Source organism: Rhizobium sp. P2_G2, assembly GCF_056403555.1.
Map to the genome: position 1 here is coordinate 79,794 of NZ_JBFUFF010000022.1, position 15,984 is coordinate 95,777.

The window sequence follows — 15,984 nt, forward strand, 5'->3', positions numbered from 1 at the left end:
CATAAAGGGAGGATTACCGCCATGATGCAGACTGGTATTTTCACCGCCTATTTCCCCTACACGCTGAAGGAAACCGCCGAAAAGATCCGCGGGCTGAACTTCAACACCGTCCAGCTCGACATGCACTTTAGGGATATCGACCTCAGCGCCGGCCAGATCACGCCGGAGAAGTGCAAGACGATCCGCGACACGTTCCGCGACCACAACCTGCCGATCTGCTGCATTTCCGGCTATACCAACATCATCCATCCGGACAAGGAAGAGCGCGCCCGCCGCGTCGGCTACCTCAAGGAAATCATCAAGCACGCCCAATATCTCGGCACGCCCTATGTGATCTCCGAAACCGGCACCTACAACACCGAATCCGACTGGGTACACCACCCGAAGAACAAGACGGAAGAGGGTTTCGAGGAATGCCGCAAGGTCATCGCCGACCTCTCGCAGTTCGCCTATGACCACGGCGCGATGTTCCTGCTCGAAACCTATGTCAACAATGTCGTCGGCTCGGTCGAAGAGACGGTCAAGATGTTCGCCCAAGTTGATCATCCCGGTCTCGGCCTGCTGATGGACCCGACCAACTATTTCGAGACCCACAATATCGACGACATGGACAAGATCCTGCACCAGGTGTTCGACACGCTGCAGGACAAGATCAAGATCGGCCATGCCAAGGACGTCAAGCGCTCCGGCACAGACAAGACCGAGAAGCATGCCGATATCGGTGATGCGGACGCGTCCGAAAGCCATACGTTCCGCGGCGTCGGCGAAATCGAGCTGCCGGCTCCGGGGCTGGGCTCGCTGAACTATGATCTTTATCTGAAGCTCTTGTCGAGGAAGCATCCGAACATCCCTGTGATCATCGAGCACCTTGAAGAGTCGGACGTGCCGCGCGCCAAGCAGTTTTTGGACGGCAAGCTGCGGGCGAACGGGCTCTAAGGGTAGCGGGGGAGTTTGTGATACCCCCCTCTGTCCTGCCGGACATCTCCCCCTCAAGGGGGGAGATTGGCAGTGGCATGCTTGGTGCCACAATCATATGCTGAGCCAAGGTTTGGAGCAGAATTGGACGGTAGTTTGAGGCGCGACAGTGCCCCATCCAATCTCCCCCCTTGAGGGGGAGATGCCCGGCAGGGCAGAGGGGGGTGCCTTTGTGAAGCCGTCAAATGGAATAAAATACTGGACGGCCGGACGCCAATCTGGCCGTCCGCCTGGACAACAGGTTCACAAGGAAGTTGAGACATGGTGGAATTATACGGTGGCCAGAGATCGCGGCGTGATCTTGCGGCCCATGCGGGATCGTTTTCGCAATTTGCCGGCGTGCGGCTGATGACGCTCGGCGACGGGGTCGAGCGCGGCATCCGCATGCTGGAATTCAGGAGCGGCACCGGGCTCCGGTTCACCGTGCTCATCGACCGTGCCTTCGACATTGCCGAATGCGACTATCGCGGCATGGCGATCGGCTGGAATTCGCCGTCCGGTTTCAAGCATCCGGGCCTGCTCGAATATGAAGGCGAGGGCGGTCTTGCCTGGATGCGCGCCTTCTCCGGCCTGATGATCACCTGCGGCCTCGACCATATCCTCTTCATGTATGACGAACCGGCCGGCCATTTCGTCTATGGACCGCGCAAGACGGTCAACCATTCGCTGCATGGCCGGGTCGCGACGATCCCCGCTACCCTCAACGGCTATGGCGAACGCTGGGAAGGCGACGAGCTGTTTCTCTGGGCCGAGGGCTCGGTGATGCAGGGCACGGTATTCGGCGAGCATCTGGAAATGATCCGCCGCATAGAGATCAAGGCGGGCAGCAACGACATCAAGATTTCCGACCGGGTCATCAATCGCGGCTTCTACCGCACGCCGCATATGTTCTGCTACCACATCAATGTCGGCCATCCGGTGCTGGCCGAAGGCTCGCGCTATGTCGCGCCGATCAAGGACGTGGTCTGGGCAGCCCATGCCGGCGCCGACTACAAGAAGCAGGGTGCCGGCTATGGCACCATGCCGAAGCCGCAGCTCAATTTCCACGAACAGGTCTGGCAGCACGAAATGGCGACCGAAGCCAATGGCGAAGTGCCGGTCATGCTGGTCAATGACGCGCTGGGAATCGGCTTCGAAGTCATCACCCACAAGGAACAGTTTCCCTGCATGTATGAATGGCAGAACCTGCAGTCGGGCCAATACGCGCTCGGAATCGAGCCCTCGACCAACCATGTGCTCGGCAAGAAATATGCCGACGAGCACGGCGAACTGATCTGGCTCGAACATGGCGACGAGCGCAATTACGACACCACCTTCCGTATCCTCGGCAGCAAGGAAGATATCGCCCGGGAAGAGAAACGCATCCGCGCACTGTCCTCCCAGCCGCAAGAGGATTATCCCGAGCCGTCGGGCAAGCATCTGCCGATCGGAGGCAGGGCATGATCGACATGACCGGCAAGACGATCCTCTACACCGGCGGCGCCGGTGGCCTGGGGCTCGAAACCACCATGCATTTCCTCGATGCCGGCGCCCGCGTCGTCGTCATCGACCGCGACCAGGCCAAGATGCAGGCGCTGGCGGACGCTGCGAAGGCCCATCATGCGGAAAAGCTGCTGATCGTCGATTTCGATCTCTCCGATCTTACAGGCCTCAAGGTCAAGCTCGCCGAAATCCAGGCCTCGTTCGGCGGTTTCGACGTGGTGATCAACAATGCGGCCATCTATCCGGCCAAGCCTTTCGAGGAATTCACCGTCGAGGAGCACCAAGCGGTGCAGCGCATCAATGTCGATGCCGGCATTGTCTGCGTGCAGGCGGCGCTGCCGCATATGAAGACGAACAATTGGGGCCGGATCATCAACATCGCCAGCGTCACCTTCTACGGTGGCTGGGCGCTGCTGGCACCCTACGTCCAGTCGAAAGGTGCGCTTGTGGGTCTGGCGCGCGCCTGGGCGCGGGAATTCGGCCCCTTCGGCATCACCGCCAATGCGGTCTCGCCGGGTGCCTTTCCGACCGATGCCGAAAAGATCCATCCGGACCCGGAAGGCTACACCAAACATGTGCTCGACCATCAGGCGGTCAAATTCCGCGGCAGTCCGGCCGACATCGCCAATGCGCTGATGTTCCTCGCCTCCGACAACGCCCGCTTCATTACCGGCCAGACGCTGAATGTCGACGGCGGCTGGATCATGCATTGAATTTTTGAAACAAGGACGAAGATTATGGGAATTCTGACTGGCTATCGCGTGCTGGATTGCTCGATCGCCATGGCCGGGCCGTTTGCCGCGCAGCGCCTGGGCGATCTCGGCGCCGATGTGGTCAAGGTCGAGCCCGTGACCGGCGAATGGCAGCGCCATGTCGCCGCCGGCGGGGCCACCGGCAACAAGGTCAACGTCTCCTTCCTGTCGCTCAACCGCAACAAGCGGTCGCTGGCCATCGACCTGAAGAATCCCGAGGGCAAGCAGGTGCTGCTCGACCTCGTCAAGACTGCCGATGTGTTCCTGCAGAATTACCGCCCCGGCGTCGCCCAGCGGCTCGGTGTCGACTATGAATCGCTTAGCAAAATCAACCCGAAGATCATCTATGTCTCGATGTCGGGTTACGGCGAATCCGGCCCCTATATGAACTGGCCGGGCCAGGATCTGGTGCTGCAGGGCCTGTCCGGCGCCATGCTCTCGGCCGGACGCGAAGGCGAGCCACCGACAGCCGCCGGCCAGTATTTGGTCGATGCCATTACCGCCTACACCGCCTTCGAAGGCGTACTGGCAGCACTGTTGCATCGCGAGCGCACTGGCGAAGGCCAGCTCGTGCAGGTCAACATGCTCGATGCGATCACCACGATCCAGATGCAGGAACTGTCCGTGCATACGGTCGGCGGTAAACAGCAGAAGCGCTCGGCCGAGCCGCACGCGCATGTCTTCATCCGCGCACCCTATGGCGCCTTTGCTACCACCGACGGCTTTATCATCATTGCCTTCCCCAAGCTCAAGACGCTGGGCGAGGTCATCGGCGAGGACAGCTTCCTCACCATGAACGACGAGGTCGACACCTGGACCAAGCGCGACGAGATTTTTGCCAAGACCCGTGACAAGATCAAGACCAAGAGCACGGCTGAATGGCTCGCAGCGCTGCGGACCGCTGACATCTGGTGCGGTCCGGTCTACGGTTATGCCGATCTGGTCAAGGACCCGCAGATCGTCCACAACGGCACTTTCGTCGAATATGACCATCCGACCGAAGGCCATGTGAAGACGCCGGGCTTCCCGATCAAGTTCTCCAAGACGCCTTCGACCGTCGATCGCGGCGCGCCGCAGACCGGCGAGCACACCGTCGATATCCTGCACGAGGCGGGCTATGACAAAGCGGCGATCGAGAAACTCCAGGCATCGGGCGCCGTCGGCGTGCTGAAGGCGTAATCATGCGGCAATACAAAGCTCTGACCTGGGACCACCCACGTGGTTACAATGCGCTTGCCGCCGCCTCGGATAAGGCGCGGGCCGAGGGGCTGGTCGGCATCGCCTGGGACAAGCAGTCGCTCGAAGGCTTCGAATCCCACCCGATCGCCGACCTCTGCGCCCGCTATGATCTCGTCGTGCTCGACCACCCGCATGTCGGCGAGGCGGTGGCGCAGGCCTGCCTGCGGCCGCTGGAGGAAGTGTTCGGCATCGACATGCTGGAAGAGATCGGCCGCGCCACGATCGGCCCTTGCTTGAAAAGCTATCGCTATGCCGGCGCACACTGGGCGCTACCACTCGATGCTGCGACACAGGTGATGGCGACACGACCTGATCTGATCGAGGGCGAGGCGCCGGAAACGTGGGATGAGGTCGAGGACCTGTCGGCCTCCACCGGCAAAGTGGCGCTGTCGCTCGCCGGCCCGCATGCCGCCCTGAGTTTCCTGTCGATCTGCGCTGCCTTCGGGGAAGACGCAGGGCCGGAGGGCAATGTCAATCTGATTACCGAGGACACCGGCATCCGCGTCTTCGAACTGATGCAGCGGCTCGCCAACAAGAGCCCGATGGGTGTCAGGGCGCTCAACCCGATCGGCATTCTCGGCCACATGGCAAGAAATGATGACGTGGCGCTCTGCCCGCTGATCTACGGCTATGTGAATTATTCCGCCCCGGAAAACGGCCATCGCGTCGCCTTCCGCAATGCACTGCGCGACACGCATGGCGGCCGGCCAGGCTCGACGCTAGGCGGCACCGGCATCGGCATTTCCAAGCGCTGTGAGATCACGCCGGAACTCAAGCAGCACCTGCTCTGGCTGATGGGCGAGGATGCGCAGACGAATTTCATCCCCAGCCATGACGGCCAGCCGTCGCGCCGCTGGGCCTGGCATTATCCTGCGGTCAACGAACGCTGGGGCAATTTCTACGCCGACACGGCCGATACGCTGGAAGCGGCCTATGTCCGGCCACGCTTCGACGGCTATATTGCCTTCCAGAGCAAGGCGTCGGCCTTCCTGCGCGACGCTTTCGACAACCATTTGCCGGCGCGCGAGGCGGTGCAGGCACTCAATACGCTCTACCGTACCGGCCTGCCGAAGATTTGAGGAGTGGTCGCATGACCGAAGATATCCGTTTCGAGATCGAAGACGACATCGCCGTCATCACGCTCAACCGGCCGCAAAAGCTCAATGCCGTGACGCCGGAAATGGCCGACGCCATCGTCGAGGCGGTCCGGACCTGCAATGACAGCGACACGATCCGCTGCGTCATCGTCACCGGCGCCGGCGAGCGCGCGTTCTGCGCCGGTTCCGACATCAAGGAGCTCGACACCTACGAAACGCCCTGGGAATTCCGCAACCGGCCTGACTATTGCGACGCCATCCGGGCGCTGCTGAAACCCACCATCTGTGCCGTCAACGGCTATGCCTTCGGCGGTGGCTTGGAGACGTCGCTCTCCTGCGATATCCGCATCGCCTCGGAAAACGCCCAGTTCGCAGCGCCCGAAATCAAGCTCGGCTGGATCGGCGGTGGAGGTATGGCGGCACAACTGGCGCATTCGATCGGCATGTCGAATGCCGCTTTGATGATCATGACCGGCGACCCGATCCCGGCCGCCAAGGCGCTTGCCTGGGGCCTGGTCAGCGACGTCGTGCCGGCGGACGAACTGATGGAAAAGGCCCGGTCGATTGCCAAGACCATCGCGTCGCGCGCGCCCATTGCGGCCGAGACGGCCAAGGCCAACCTCAAGGCCGCACACGCCATGCCGCTGGAAAAGGCGATCGAATACGAGCGCGATCTGCAGACGATCTGCTTTGCGACAGCCGATGCGGCCGAGGGCAGGGCGGCGTTCAAGGAAAAGCGCCAGCCGGTGTTCCGGCGGCGGTAAGGCCCTTCATCCCTCTCGCCAAATTCTGACCGGCGACCTCACTTGGAATTGCTGGCTCATGGTAGCAATGTCTATCTGTCTCCAGAAAAAACTCATGATATTGTGTCTCTTATGAGAGACACAATATCATGAGCCAGTTTGAAGTCATCGCTTTTGAAACGGCGGACGGAAAGTCGCCGTTTCAGGATTGGTACGACGGCATCAAGGACAACAAGGCAAGGGTGGATGGGAAGCTCGTGCTGTTGCTGGCAGGTTCAACAAAACACGATCAAGATAGGGCCATCGCCAAGGCGCAGGAATATCTTGAGGAAGCAAACAGGAGGCTAAAATCATGACCCATCTCGGCAGACCGTTTGATTTCAGCTCACGTGACGAATTGCTGCGCGATCCCGGGAACGCCGCTCTCTATTTGGCGGAATTCCTTGAAAGCGGCGACATGAAGCTGTTCCAAGAGGGCCTGCGTCATGTGGCAAAGGCTCAGGAGGGCGGCGTCAGCGCGGTCGCTGAGCAAGCGGACCTCGGCAGGGCCAATCTCTATAAGGCTTTGTCGAGAAATGGTAACCCGCAAATGGCAACTGTCAGCAAAATGCTGGCCGCTTTGGGCCTCAAACTCACAGTTGCGCCGACGCACGAGGAAACCTGAGCACAGCGTGCTGTCGGCGCACCGATAAGACCCATTTTGATCGGGCCTCATCGCATTCATGCGTTCGTTGAGTGAAGCGGCTTACCCACCCGCTCTTCAGCTCACTGTGCCGTCAGCGTCGGTGCCCAGCGGAAATGGTCGCTGTCAGCCTCGACATGGCCGACGCCCGGGAAAGGGAAATGCGGCGTGAACACCATTTCCCGGCTTTTCGCCAGTTGATTCAGGATCTTCAGCCGGCTCTTTTCCGCCTTCGCGTGATCACCATCGAAGGCAACGTCCCATTTCGGCTCGGCGAGCGAAATGACCGAGCTATGCACGGTGTCGCCGATGTCGATCAGCTTCTCCTTGCCCGAAACGATCTGGTAGCCGACATGGCCCGGCGTGTGGCCAGGCAACGCGACCGAGGCGATGCCGGGCACCACTTCCGCGCCGGCTTTGAACGGCTCGACCTTGCCCGAAATCGCCTTGACCAGATCGGCCATGTTGCTCTGGCCCTGAAGATATTTCCACTCGGCGCGCGACATGCGGATCGTGGCGTTCGGGAAAGCGAGCTTACCATCCTTGACAAGGCCGCCGACATGGTCGGGATGCGAATGGGTGATCAGGATATCCGTCACCGCTTCCGGCTTGGTGCCGGAAAGGGCGAGGCTCTGCTGCAGGGCGCCACCGATACCGGTATCGATCAGCACGACCCGTTTGTCGGACTTGACCAGCAGCGCATCGACGCTCAGCGTCACCACATTGGTCGGCTCGCCGGCGGCCTTCAGCAGATCGGCCACGGCTTCCGGCTTCTGACCGACACCAAAGGTCTTGCCATCATTGGCCGGGGTGAACTGCGCATCATGCAGGGAAACGAGATCGAGCGCGCCGACCTTGAAAGCCTTGGCTTCCGGCTGCTGCGCCGGCATCTGGGCGTAGGCTATGCCCTGGAAAGCGAGAAAACCAAGGGCTGCGGCAAGGGCGAGAGAGGGCTTGAACGCGGACATACGGGTTCGTCCTTTCGATCGAGGGAGCCAGATGTGTTGCGATAAACTTATGAAACTACGAAAAGCTAGATATCACAGCGGGTTCGGCCCCGCCATCCTACTCACTTGATTGTGAAAATCCCTGTGACGTCAGCGACGGTCAGGGCAGAGGCAATGAGCTTCATAGTCTCCATGCTATGAGTCAAACAGGCGCACTCTCGACAAATGGCGGTTCAGTTGTTGTTCGTAGCTGCGCAAGAACCGACAGAGCAGCGCAGGGAGTTATTTTTCAAGGCTCGTTGGTGCCCGTTTGAATATCAGAGCTGTGAAAACGCGTTTACGGGCTTCATATGCGCTCCAAGATTGGCAAATCTGCCAAACTGCCGTCCACCTTCCACCACCCCCGTCCGAATTCCTTCAGCTCGTCTGGCGTTTTGAATAGAAACTTGCCCCAAGTGCGAAATTCGACTGGGGGCAGTCCCGGCCGCGTCGGCAGTGTGCTGATAATCCTGTTGCGCAGGGCAAAGGTATCACAAACCACAAGAACCCGCGCTGGCTTCCCCCCTTGTTCGACGCCTACCGCTTCATCCAATGTGTTGCCCATAGCATTCAACACATAAGATTCGAGCTGCTCAATCGGGTGCATCGAGCCGCTCTCGCTGTCTTGGCTGCAAAACACTTCGACGATGTAGACACGGCGGTTTCCGGCGGGGTCACGCATGTCGAGAACGGCGTCTGCGTTCGGCGTTCTGTCGAGGAGCTGAAGGCGCGTGCGGGAAGATTCCATGCCGGTCCGGAACTCTGGCACGGCCTGCCCCGTTTGCCGCGCCCAGGCGTCGGCCGCTATCAGCGTGGAAACCGTCAACGTGTGGTGTGCGATATGCGCCACCGAGAGCTTGCTGCTGTCTGGAACCGTCACCGGCTCCCCGGTCGCGTCCTCAATCAGGCGAGCGCCGGACCTGGAAAGCCAGTGTATATCGGGCAGACGGTCCGCGGTCGGTCCGAGGCGGAATTCTTGCCGCATGACATATCCGGCCGTTACCAGCTCGCCCAGGCGAAACTGCACGGTCTGTTGATCCCCGGCTACGGTATCGAGCAGCTGCGCCATGGTGAGAAAGCGATATCGCGCCAGGCAGTCTAAGATGCGGTCGGCTACGATGCTGGTACTAATCAAGTTCACGGCTGAACGTCTCCAACGGCGTTGCGGTTGCTCCGGCCGATCCGGATGGCGGTTCATCCTCAATCGGCCGGTCGTAGCGGAATTGGAGCATTTTGAGAACAATCTTCTCGCTGTCCAGCATCTCATGCTCATGCCCGTCACTGCAGAATGTGTCTGCAAAAGGCACGTGGACCCCGAACCCCATTTCGCGTAAATCGCTGCTATCGATACCGCACCATTTCACTATCGCCGGGACCATTGGCCTGCCGCCGATAGTGAGAACACCTCCGTTCGCTAGAACCGCGTTTTGCACGTCCCATTCACCACAACAGCCCACCAACAATCAACCAAGCCAACTCGCCAGACATTTCCCTCATGGATAGTATTTTCATCCAAATACAATCTAAGAATTTAGCCAGGATAAAATTGACAAATATACGAATTGGGCGCTGTTGAACACGGAATCGTCGTCTTTCCGGATCATGTTGCAAACATACACACCATTGGAATCACAGCGTGAGCAGCGATACGTCAGTTCGCGCGGCGAGGCATTCGGCTTCGCGTGCGCATGTCCATGCAGCGGGCTGGGGCAGGGGCCTCTATACGCTGGTCAGAATCACCGTCATGGCCTTCCGCCACCCCTGGCAGTCGGGTTTCGCCATCGGCGCCACGCTGGTCGCCTCAACTTTCCAGCTGATGATCCCGCGGCTCCTCGGCCATGCCGTCGACCAGACGCAGGGCGTGATAGCCGGCGGCGCGGCGGGGCAGGCAGCTGAGGCCGCGTTGCTGACCACGGCGCTGCTGCTGCTCGGCGCGAGCGTGCTGCGCGGCCTGTTCACCATGGTGCAGAACTATTACAGCGAGGCGGTCGGCCACCATATCGGCTACGAGCTCAGGCTCGCCTGTTATGAGAAGATCCAGCGGCTGTCCTTCAGCTTTCACGACACCGTGCATTCCGGCGACCTGATCACGGTGGGACTGCTCGATCTCGAAGGTGTGCGGATGTATTTCTCCACCGCGCTGGTCCGGACGATCCTGCTCTCCATCCTGATCGGCATCGGCGCCTATATGCTGTTGTCCACCGACCTGGTGCTCGGCTTGCTGGCGCTGAGCTTCGTGCCCTTCGTCGCCTGGCGGTCATCCATCACCCAGCTCCGGCTGCGCGCCACCTGGCTCGACCTGCAGGAACGGCTCTCGGTGCTGACCCGGGTGATGGAAGAAAATCTCGGCGGCATCCGCGTCGTCCGCGCCTTTGCCGCACAGGCTCACGAACTTGAAAAATTCGAGGCGGCGTCGAAACACGCGCTATCGCTGGCGCATGACCGCGTCGGCATCCGCGTTGCCAATACCAGCGCCATGACCTTCTCCTTCTTCGCAGCCATGGGTCTGGTGGTCTGGGTCGGCGGCGGTAAGGTCGTGGCGGGCGAGATCACCGTCGGCACCTTGGCCTCATTCCTGACCTTCATGACCATCCTGCAGATGCCGGTGCGGCAACTCGGGCTGATGGTCAATGCTTTCGCCCGCGCCTCGACCTGCGGCACACGCCTCTTCAATCTGCTCGATCTCGAAATCGCCGTCCGCGATGCACCGGATGCCAACGATCTGAAGATCGGGGAGGGGACTCTCCGGTTCGAGCATGTCGACTTCGCCTATCCGAGCGCCGACCAACGCGCGGTGCTGAAAGACCTGAGCTTCGAGGCACGGCGAGGCGAGACGATCGGCATTGTCGGCCCACCCGGCAGCGGCAAGTCGACCATCGCGCATCTGATCCCGCGTTTCTACGACGCCACCGGTGGCCGGATCACCATCGACGGGCAGGATATCCGCGACGTGACGCTGAAGTCGTTGCGTCGGTCGGTCGCCGTGGTGCAGCAGGACTCCTTCCTGTTCACCACCACGATCGAGAACAACATCGCCTATGGCGACCCCTGGGCGAAGGAGCCGCGCATCGAGCGCGCCAGCGAAAGCGCCCAGCTGCACAACTATGTTCTTGGCCTGCCGACCGGCTATGGCACCGTGGTCGGCGAGCGCGGCGTGTCGCTCTCCGGCGGCCAGCGCCAGCGCCTGTCGATCGCGCGCGCTCTGATGCTGAAACCGGCAGTGATGGTGTTCGACGATTCGACGGCGGCGATCGACGCGGCCACCGAACAACGCATCCGCGCCGCGATGCGCAAATATGCCGCCGACCGCGTGACGATCATCGTCGCCCATCGGCTGAGTTCGCTGATGCATGCCGACCAGATCCTGTTCGTCGAGGATGGCCGCATTGTCGAGCGCGGAACACATGATGAATTGCTGGCCGCCGGCGGCCGCTACCGGGCGCTTTACGATCTGCAGGTGCGGCCCGGCGACGACGCCTTGAGCGCCTGAGGCAAAGGAAGAAAACAGCATGGCCGAGGAACAGGAAACCGAACGCAGCGATGTCCGCGAGGACGGCCGCCGCCCGCCTCGCGCGGTGGTCGGCTCGCACCGCATCGAAGAGGAGATATTCGGCAACGCGTTCGACAGCAATATCGTCAAGCGCATCTGGGCTTTCGTCAGCCCCTACAGGCGACAGGTGGCCTGGTCGGTGGTCGCCGTGCTCACCTTCACGGCGATGCAGCTCCTGATCCCACTGATCATCCGCTATGCGATCGACCACGGCATGCGGCCGGGGGGCGACCACAGAACACTGACCTATGCGGCGATAGCCTTTGGGGTGGCGATCCTGATCAATTATGCCGCAAGCTATGCCCAGGAAACGCTGGTTGGCGGCGTTGCCGAAGAGGTACTGTTCGATATCCGCAAGGCGATGTTTGCGCATCTCCAGCGCGTATCGCTGTCCTTCATGGACAAGACCGAGGCCGGCCGGCTGATGTCACGGCTGCAGGGCGACGTCAATTCGATGCAGGAATTCCTCGAGACTTCGGTGCTATCGGTCGGCGACATCACGCTGCTGATCGGCATCGTCTTCGTCATGCTGTCGCTCGACTTCAAGCTCGGGCTTTTGACTCTCTCCGTGCTGCCGGTCCTGTTCGTCGTCCGCCTGTTCTGGCTACCCCTGGCGCGCAAATCGTTCATGGCAGCACACGAGACCAATTCCGTCGCCAATGGCGCATTGGCGGAGGCCATTCATGGCGTCCGCGCGGTGCAGAGCATGCAACGGCAGGAGGTCAACTTCACTCTCTATGACGACAAGGCGCATGCCAATCTTCGCGCTCATCTGACAGCGGCGCGCTATGCGCAGGTCATGGTGCCGATCGTCGACACGCTGACTGGCGTCGCCATGGCGCTGGTGATCGTCATCGGCGGCGCCCGCGTCCTCGGACAGGCGCTCGACGTCGGCGTTCTGGTCGCCTTCCTGTTCTATATCCAGCGCTTCTTCGACCCGATCCGGTCGCTGACGTTGCAATATTCGGTGATGCAGCGCGCCATGGCCTCGGGCCATCGGCTGACCGAAGTGCTGGATGTGCCGATCAGCGTCAAGGATGCGCCGGATGCCAAGCCGCTGTCGCGCGACATGGACGGCTCCGTCGAGTTCAAGGATGTCGTCTTCGGCTACGACCCCGCACATCCGATCCTCAAGCATGTCGGTTTTCGGGTGAATCCGGGAGAAACGGTGGCACTTGTCGGGCCGACGGGCTCGGGCAAGTCGAGCTGCATGTCGCTGATCCACCGTTTCTACGATGTGCAGCAGGGCCAGGTCCTGGTCGGCGGACATGACGTGCGCGACGTCACCCAGGATTCGCTCGGCGAGCAGATCGCCATGGTGCTGCAGGAGCCGTTCCTGTTCACCGGCACAGTGTTCGAGAATATCCGTTACCACAAGGCGGATGCGACGCGCGATCAGGTGATCGAGGCGGCCAAGGCGGTCGGCGCGCATGACTTCATCATGCGCCTGCCCGAGGGCTATGACAGCATGCTTGGCGAGCGCGGCGGCAATCTCTCGCTCGGCCAGCGGCAGCTCCTGAGCTTCGCCCGCGCACTGGTCGCCGATGCAAAAATTCTCGTCCTCGACGAGGCGACAGCAAATATCGACAGCTATACGGAAATGCTGATCCAGAAGGCGCTGGTCAAGCTGCTTGAAAACCGCACCGGACTGGTGATCGCCCATCGGCTGGCAACGATCCGCGAAGCCGACCGCATCATCGTGTTGCAGAACGGCGAGCTGATCGAAAGCGGCAACCATGCGCAGTTGATGAAGAACCGCAAGCTCTATGCCAAGCTCTACAACATGAACTACGCGTCCTTCGATGATATCCCGGCCGACATATTGGAAGGGACGGCGGCTGGGGTGTCGGCGACCTGACGGCGCTGCGAGCGCGCGCCGTCAGAACAGCGTCAGATAGACGTTTGGCGTTTAAAACTCTTCCCAACTGTCCTTGGCGATCGCTGTATTTCCCTGCACGGCTGGTGCGCGACGCGGCGCAGCCGACTGCAAGGGTGGGCGGGCTGAGCTGTTGGCCATCGTTCTCGCCATGGTGCGAAGCGCTGCCGACGGCTTGGACGCCGAGACTTCGAGCTTGAACTGGCCGACAAGCTCGCGAAGCTTTTGAGCCTCTTGCGCCAGTGAGGCGGCCGCCGCAGTCGACTGTTCCACCATGGCTGCGTTCTGCTGTGTCGTCTGGTCCATCTGGTTGATGGCAATATTGACTTCGCCCAGCCCGACGGACTGCTCTTTCGCAGATGTCGCAATCGAATCCATATGCTGGTTGATCTGGGCAATGAATGTGCCGATCGACTTCAGGGCTTCGCCGGTATCGCGCACCAGTTTGACGCCGCTTTCCACTTCCTTCGAGGAATTCTGGATCAGCCCCTTTATCTCCTTGGCCGCGGTGGCGGAGCGTTGAGCAAGCTCGCGGACTTCCTGGGCGACGACGGCGAAACCCTTGCCTGCCTCGCCGGCACGTGCCGCTTCCACGCCGGCATTCAGGGCGAGCAAATTGGTTTGGAATGCGATTTCATCGATCACGCCGATAATATTGGAGATCTGTTGCGACGAGCTCTCGATGCGACCCATGGCCTCTTCGGCATGCGCAACCACTTCCGCGGATTTGACGGCGCTCCGGTTCGCCTCGGTGGCGACGATCCGTGCTTCTTCGGTTCGCTTGCTGGAGTTCGAGACATTCGCAGTTATCTCTTCCAGGGCAGCAGCCGTCTCTTCAAGCGATGCTGCCTGTTGTTCGGTGCGCTTCGACAGATCGCTCGCGCCCGAGGAAATTTCCCGCGTCCCATCATCCATCGTGGTGATGCTTTCGGAAATCGCCCCGAGTGCCGTGCCGAGTTGCGTGATGGATTGGTTGAAGTCGTGGCGCAGCGCCTCGAAATCGGGAGCGAAGGCCTCAGTGAGCTGAAAGGCGAGATCGCCGGCAGCCAGCTGCCTTAAACCCCCGGCGAAGCCCGAAGTGGCAATTCGCAGGCGTTCGGTCGCATCGGCCTCTGCCTGTTGCTGGGTGGCGGCGCGATCGGCGTCTGCCTGCTTCCGGCTGTTCTCCGCTTCCATTTCCATCCGCTTATTTGCGATTGCGGCTTGACGAAAAACCTCTACCGCTGCCGCCATCGATCCGATTTCGTCGGCGCGGCCGGCAAATGGAATATCAGAGCTGCTGTCTCCTTCAGCAAGTCGCCGCATGGCAGCGGTAATCAGGCTGATGGGATTGGCAATGCTCTTCAGCACGAAGGCAATTGCGCCGAGAACGACCAAGCCAGCAATGCCAATCGCGACAAACAGATCGAACTCCACGGAGGCGTAGGTCGTCCTGCTGAGCTGATCAGCCTCTTTGCTGCCCTCGACGTTCAGGTCCACCAAGGCCATCGTGAGCTCTTTCAGCTTGTCTGAAAACGAGCGCATCTCCCCGCCGAGGTATTTTCCGGCTTCTCCGGTTTTGTTGGCATGCGACAGGGCGAGGAGTTGCGGAGCGCAGCCGATATAACCTTGGACGCTTGCTTTGATCCCATTGATCAATTCACGCTCCCGATCCGACGACGCGAGCGAGGCGTAGGCATCTATCGCATTGCGCAGTGTATCCTCTGCCTTTACGATGGCCTCTTCGCGGATTTTTTTGTCCGCTTCCGACTGTGCAATGATGTGATCGCGGTAAGCGACGCGCAAATTCGCCATGCTGAAGTTGATGAAGCGCGAAGCCTGCGCACTCGGCAGCCAATGATTGGCGATCTCTTCGGTGGAGCCGTTTGTTTTTCTGAGACCATCGATTGCGAGATATGCGATGAGACCGAAAAGAACGGCTACACCACAAAATATCACCAGCAGACTGGACTTTATGTTTGGACGGCGCATTGAAGGACCTCCTGGAATCCGACACCACGCGGATTGGTATGAAGGTTTATAACGAAAACAATTTAATGATTTTGCCTATCCGCGTTTCGGGCGCGTGGCCATCGACGAGGTCCCGGATGGATCAAACGACGGATTCGCATGCTGGATCGGTGCGCCGGGGCGCATCGCGAGAGCCGGAAGCCCAGCGAAGCAGACTATGATTCTTTCGCCGATGATGGCTTGCTTTACTCTTCACGTCCGACGGCAGCCAAACGCATTGCAGTCTGTGACCGCGCTGTCGGTGTGAAGCTGAGCGCTTCTCCGACAGTCGAATTGGTCGAACAAGCGGAGCTGATTCCCGCCCTGCAGTCGCCAGGATATCGGCCCGGGCGGCGCGATAGCAGGAGCTTCGCCAGCTATTTTCAACGCCTTGGCAGGATCGCGTCTCTGGGAGTGGTGTAGCTCGGCTTTGTGATCGCCGTGCTTTCCGGCTGAGCCGGGAATGGGTCAGCGAGCCGCAGCGGGCAGGCTGATTAACGGATCATCGCTCATTTGTGCGATGGTCTCAAGGGTCATGTAACGGGATCGCTGAACAGCCCATTCGTCGTTCTGTTCGAGCAGCAGTGCACCGACGAGCCTGACGATGGCATCG

General features: G+C 60.5%; 14 protein-coding genes and 1 pseudogene. 10 read left to right on the forward strand and 5 right to left on the reverse strand.

The genetic code is table 11. The annotated features are described in order from the left end of the window. Positions 1-21 precede the first annotated feature (21 nt). The 8 genes from AC1D06_RS17795 (at position 22) to AC1D06_RS17830 (ending at position 6,952) form a co-directional block, all read left to right on the forward strand. Positions 22-936 carry a sugar phosphate isomerase/epimerase family protein gene (locus AC1D06_RS17795; protein ID WP_477987258.1) on the forward strand — a complete coding sequence of 305 codons (915 nt, stop codon included), beginning with the start codon at positions 22-24 and terminating at the stop codon, positions 934-936. A gap of 300 nt (positions 937-1,236) precedes the next feature. Next, the gene (locus AC1D06_RS17800) at positions 1,237-2,418 is read left to right on the forward strand and encodes an aldose 1-epimerase family protein (RefSeq protein WP_477987259.1); all 1,182 of its coding nucleotides are present in this window, start codon (positions 1,237-1,239) and stop codon (positions 2,416-2,418) included. Further along, a complete protein-coding gene (locus AC1D06_RS17805; RefSeq protein WP_477987260.1) occupies positions 2,415-3,170 on the forward strand; it encodes an SDR family NAD(P)-dependent oxidoreductase in 756 nt (251 codons plus the stop codon). Before AC1D06_RS17800 ends, AC1D06_RS17805 begins: the two co-directional genes overlap by 4 nt. Before the next feature lie 24 nt (positions 3,171-3,194). Beyond that, positions 3,195-4,388 (forward strand): CaiB/BaiF CoA transferase family protein, encoded by a 1,194-nt coding sequence (locus AC1D06_RS17810; RefSeq protein ID WP_477987262.1) that lies wholly within the window; start codon positions 3,195-3,197, stop codon positions 4,386-4,388. A gap of 2 nt (positions 4,389-4,390) precedes the next feature. After that, the gene (locus AC1D06_RS17815; RefSeq protein WP_477987263.1) at positions 4,391-5,527 is read left to right on the forward strand and encodes an extracellular solute-binding protein; all 1,137 of its coding nucleotides are present in this window, start codon (positions 4,391-4,393) and stop codon (positions 5,525-5,527) included. Between the two features lie 11 nt (positions 5,528-5,538). Next, positions 5,539-6,309 (forward strand): enoyl-CoA hydratase/isomerase family protein, encoded by a 771-nt coding sequence (locus tag AC1D06_RS17820; protein ID WP_477987264.1) that lies wholly within the window; start codon positions 5,539-5,541, stop codon positions 6,307-6,309. A 128-nt stretch (positions 6,310-6,437) separates the two neighbouring features. Then, on the forward strand, positions 6,438-6,644 hold the full coding sequence (locus AC1D06_RS17825) for a hypothetical protein (RefSeq protein WP_477987265.1): 207 nt from the start codon (positions 6,438-6,440) through the stop codon (positions 6,642-6,644). After that, positions 6,641-6,952, forward strand: a complete 312-nt coding sequence (locus AC1D06_RS17830; protein ID WP_477987267.1) for an addiction module antidote protein — start codon at positions 6,641-6,643, stop codon at positions 6,950-6,952. Before AC1D06_RS17825 ends, AC1D06_RS17830 begins: the two co-directional genes overlap by 4 nt. A gap of 101 nt (positions 6,953-7,053) precedes the next feature. On the opposite strand, the gene AC1D06_RS17835 is transcribed toward AC1D06_RS17830, so the two are convergent. From AC1D06_RS17835 to AC1D06_RS17845, 3 genes are all read right to left on the reverse strand, one after another. Beyond that, a complete protein-coding gene (locus AC1D06_RS17835) occupies positions 7,054-7,938 on the reverse strand; it encodes an MBL fold metallo-hydrolase (protein ID WP_477987268.1) in 885 nt (294 codons plus the stop codon). 325 nt (positions 7,939-8,263) lie between these two features. Further along, the gene (locus tag AC1D06_RS17840) at positions 8,264-9,097 is read right to left on the reverse strand and encodes a hypothetical protein (RefSeq protein WP_477880667.1); all 834 of its coding nucleotides are present in this window, start codon (positions 9,095-9,097) and stop codon (positions 8,264-8,266) included. Next, positions 9,084-9,335, reverse strand: coding sequence for a hypothetical protein (locus AC1D06_RS17845; protein ID WP_477987269.1), 252 nt, complete (start codon positions 9,333-9,335; stop codon positions 9,084-9,086). Before AC1D06_RS17845 ends, AC1D06_RS17840 begins: the two co-directional genes overlap by 14 nt. A gap of 257 nt (positions 9,336-9,592) precedes the next feature. On the opposite strand from AC1D06_RS17845, the gene AC1D06_RS17850 reads away from it, so the two are divergent. Together AC1D06_RS17850 and AC1D06_RS17855 are read left to right on the forward strand one after the other, a co-directional pair. Beyond that, positions 9,593-11,446, forward strand: coding sequence for an ABC transporter ATP-binding protein (locus AC1D06_RS17850; protein ID WP_477987270.1), 1,854 nt, complete (start codon positions 9,593-9,595; stop codon positions 11,444-11,446). Between the two features lie 19 nt (positions 11,447-11,465). After that, a complete protein-coding gene (locus tag AC1D06_RS17855) occupies positions 11,466-13,364 on the forward strand; it encodes an ABC transporter ATP-binding protein (protein ID WP_477987271.1) in 1,899 nt (632 codons plus the stop codon). A 51-nt stretch (positions 13,365-13,415) separates the two neighbouring features. Here the strand turns inward: AC1D06_RS17855 and AC1D06_RS17860 are convergent, their stop codons facing one another. Together AC1D06_RS17860 and AC1D06_RS17865 are read right to left on the reverse strand one after the other, a co-directional pair. Beyond that, on the reverse strand, positions 13,416-15,353 hold the full coding sequence (locus AC1D06_RS17860; protein WP_477987273.1) for a methyl-accepting chemotaxis protein: 1,938 nt from the start codon (positions 15,351-15,353) through the stop codon (positions 13,416-13,418). Between the two features lie 486 nt (positions 15,354-15,839). After that, positions 15,840-15,984 (reverse strand): annotated as a pseudogene (locus AC1D06_RS17865) (IS256 family transposase); the annotation flags it as partial.

Bases quoted from the DNA above. Each gene is read 5' to 3' on its own strand.
- AC1D06_RS17795 (WP_477987258.1), top strand. From the start codon at position 22: ATGATGCAGACTGGTATTTTCACCGCCTATTTCCCCTACACGCTGAAG.
- AC1D06_RS17800 (WP_477987259.1), top strand. From the start codon at position 1,237: ATGGTGGAATTATACGGTGGCCAGAGATCGCGGCGTGATCTTGCGGCC.
- AC1D06_RS17805 (WP_477987260.1), top strand. From the start codon at position 2,415: ATGATCGACATGACCGGCAAGACGATCCTCTACACCGGCGGCGCCGGT.
- AC1D06_RS17810 (WP_477987262.1), top strand. From the start codon at position 3,195: ATGGGAATTCTGACTGGCTATCGCGTGCTGGATTGCTCGATCGCCATG.
- AC1D06_RS17815 (WP_477987263.1), top strand. From the start codon at position 4,391: ATGCGGCAATACAAAGCTCTGACCTGGGACCACCCACGTGGTTACAAT.
- AC1D06_RS17820 (WP_477987264.1), top strand. From the start codon at position 5,539: ATGACCGAAGATATCCGTTTCGAGATCGAAGACGACATCGCCGTCATC.
- AC1D06_RS17825 (WP_477987265.1), top strand. From the start codon at position 6,438: ATGAGCCAGTTTGAAGTCATCGCTTTTGAAACGGCGGACGGAAAGTCG.
- AC1D06_RS17830 (WP_477987267.1), top strand. From the start codon at position 6,641: ATGACCCATCTCGGCAGACCGTTTGATTTCAGCTCACGTGACGAATTG.
- AC1D06_RS17835 (WP_477987268.1), bottom strand. From the start codon at position 7,938: ATGTCCGCGTTCAAGCCCTCTCTCGCCCTTGCCGCAGCCCTTGGTTTT.
- AC1D06_RS17845 (WP_477987269.1), bottom strand. From the start codon at position 9,335: ATGGTCCCGGCGATAGTGAAATGGTGCGGTATCGATAGCAGCGATTTA.
- AC1D06_RS17855 (WP_477987271.1), top strand. From the start codon at position 11,466: ATGGCCGAGGAACAGGAAACCGAACGCAGCGATGTCCGCGAGGACGGC.
- AC1D06_RS17860 (WP_477987273.1), bottom strand. From the start codon at position 15,353: ATGCGCCGTCCAAACATAAAGTCCAGTCTGCTGGTGATATTTTGTGGT.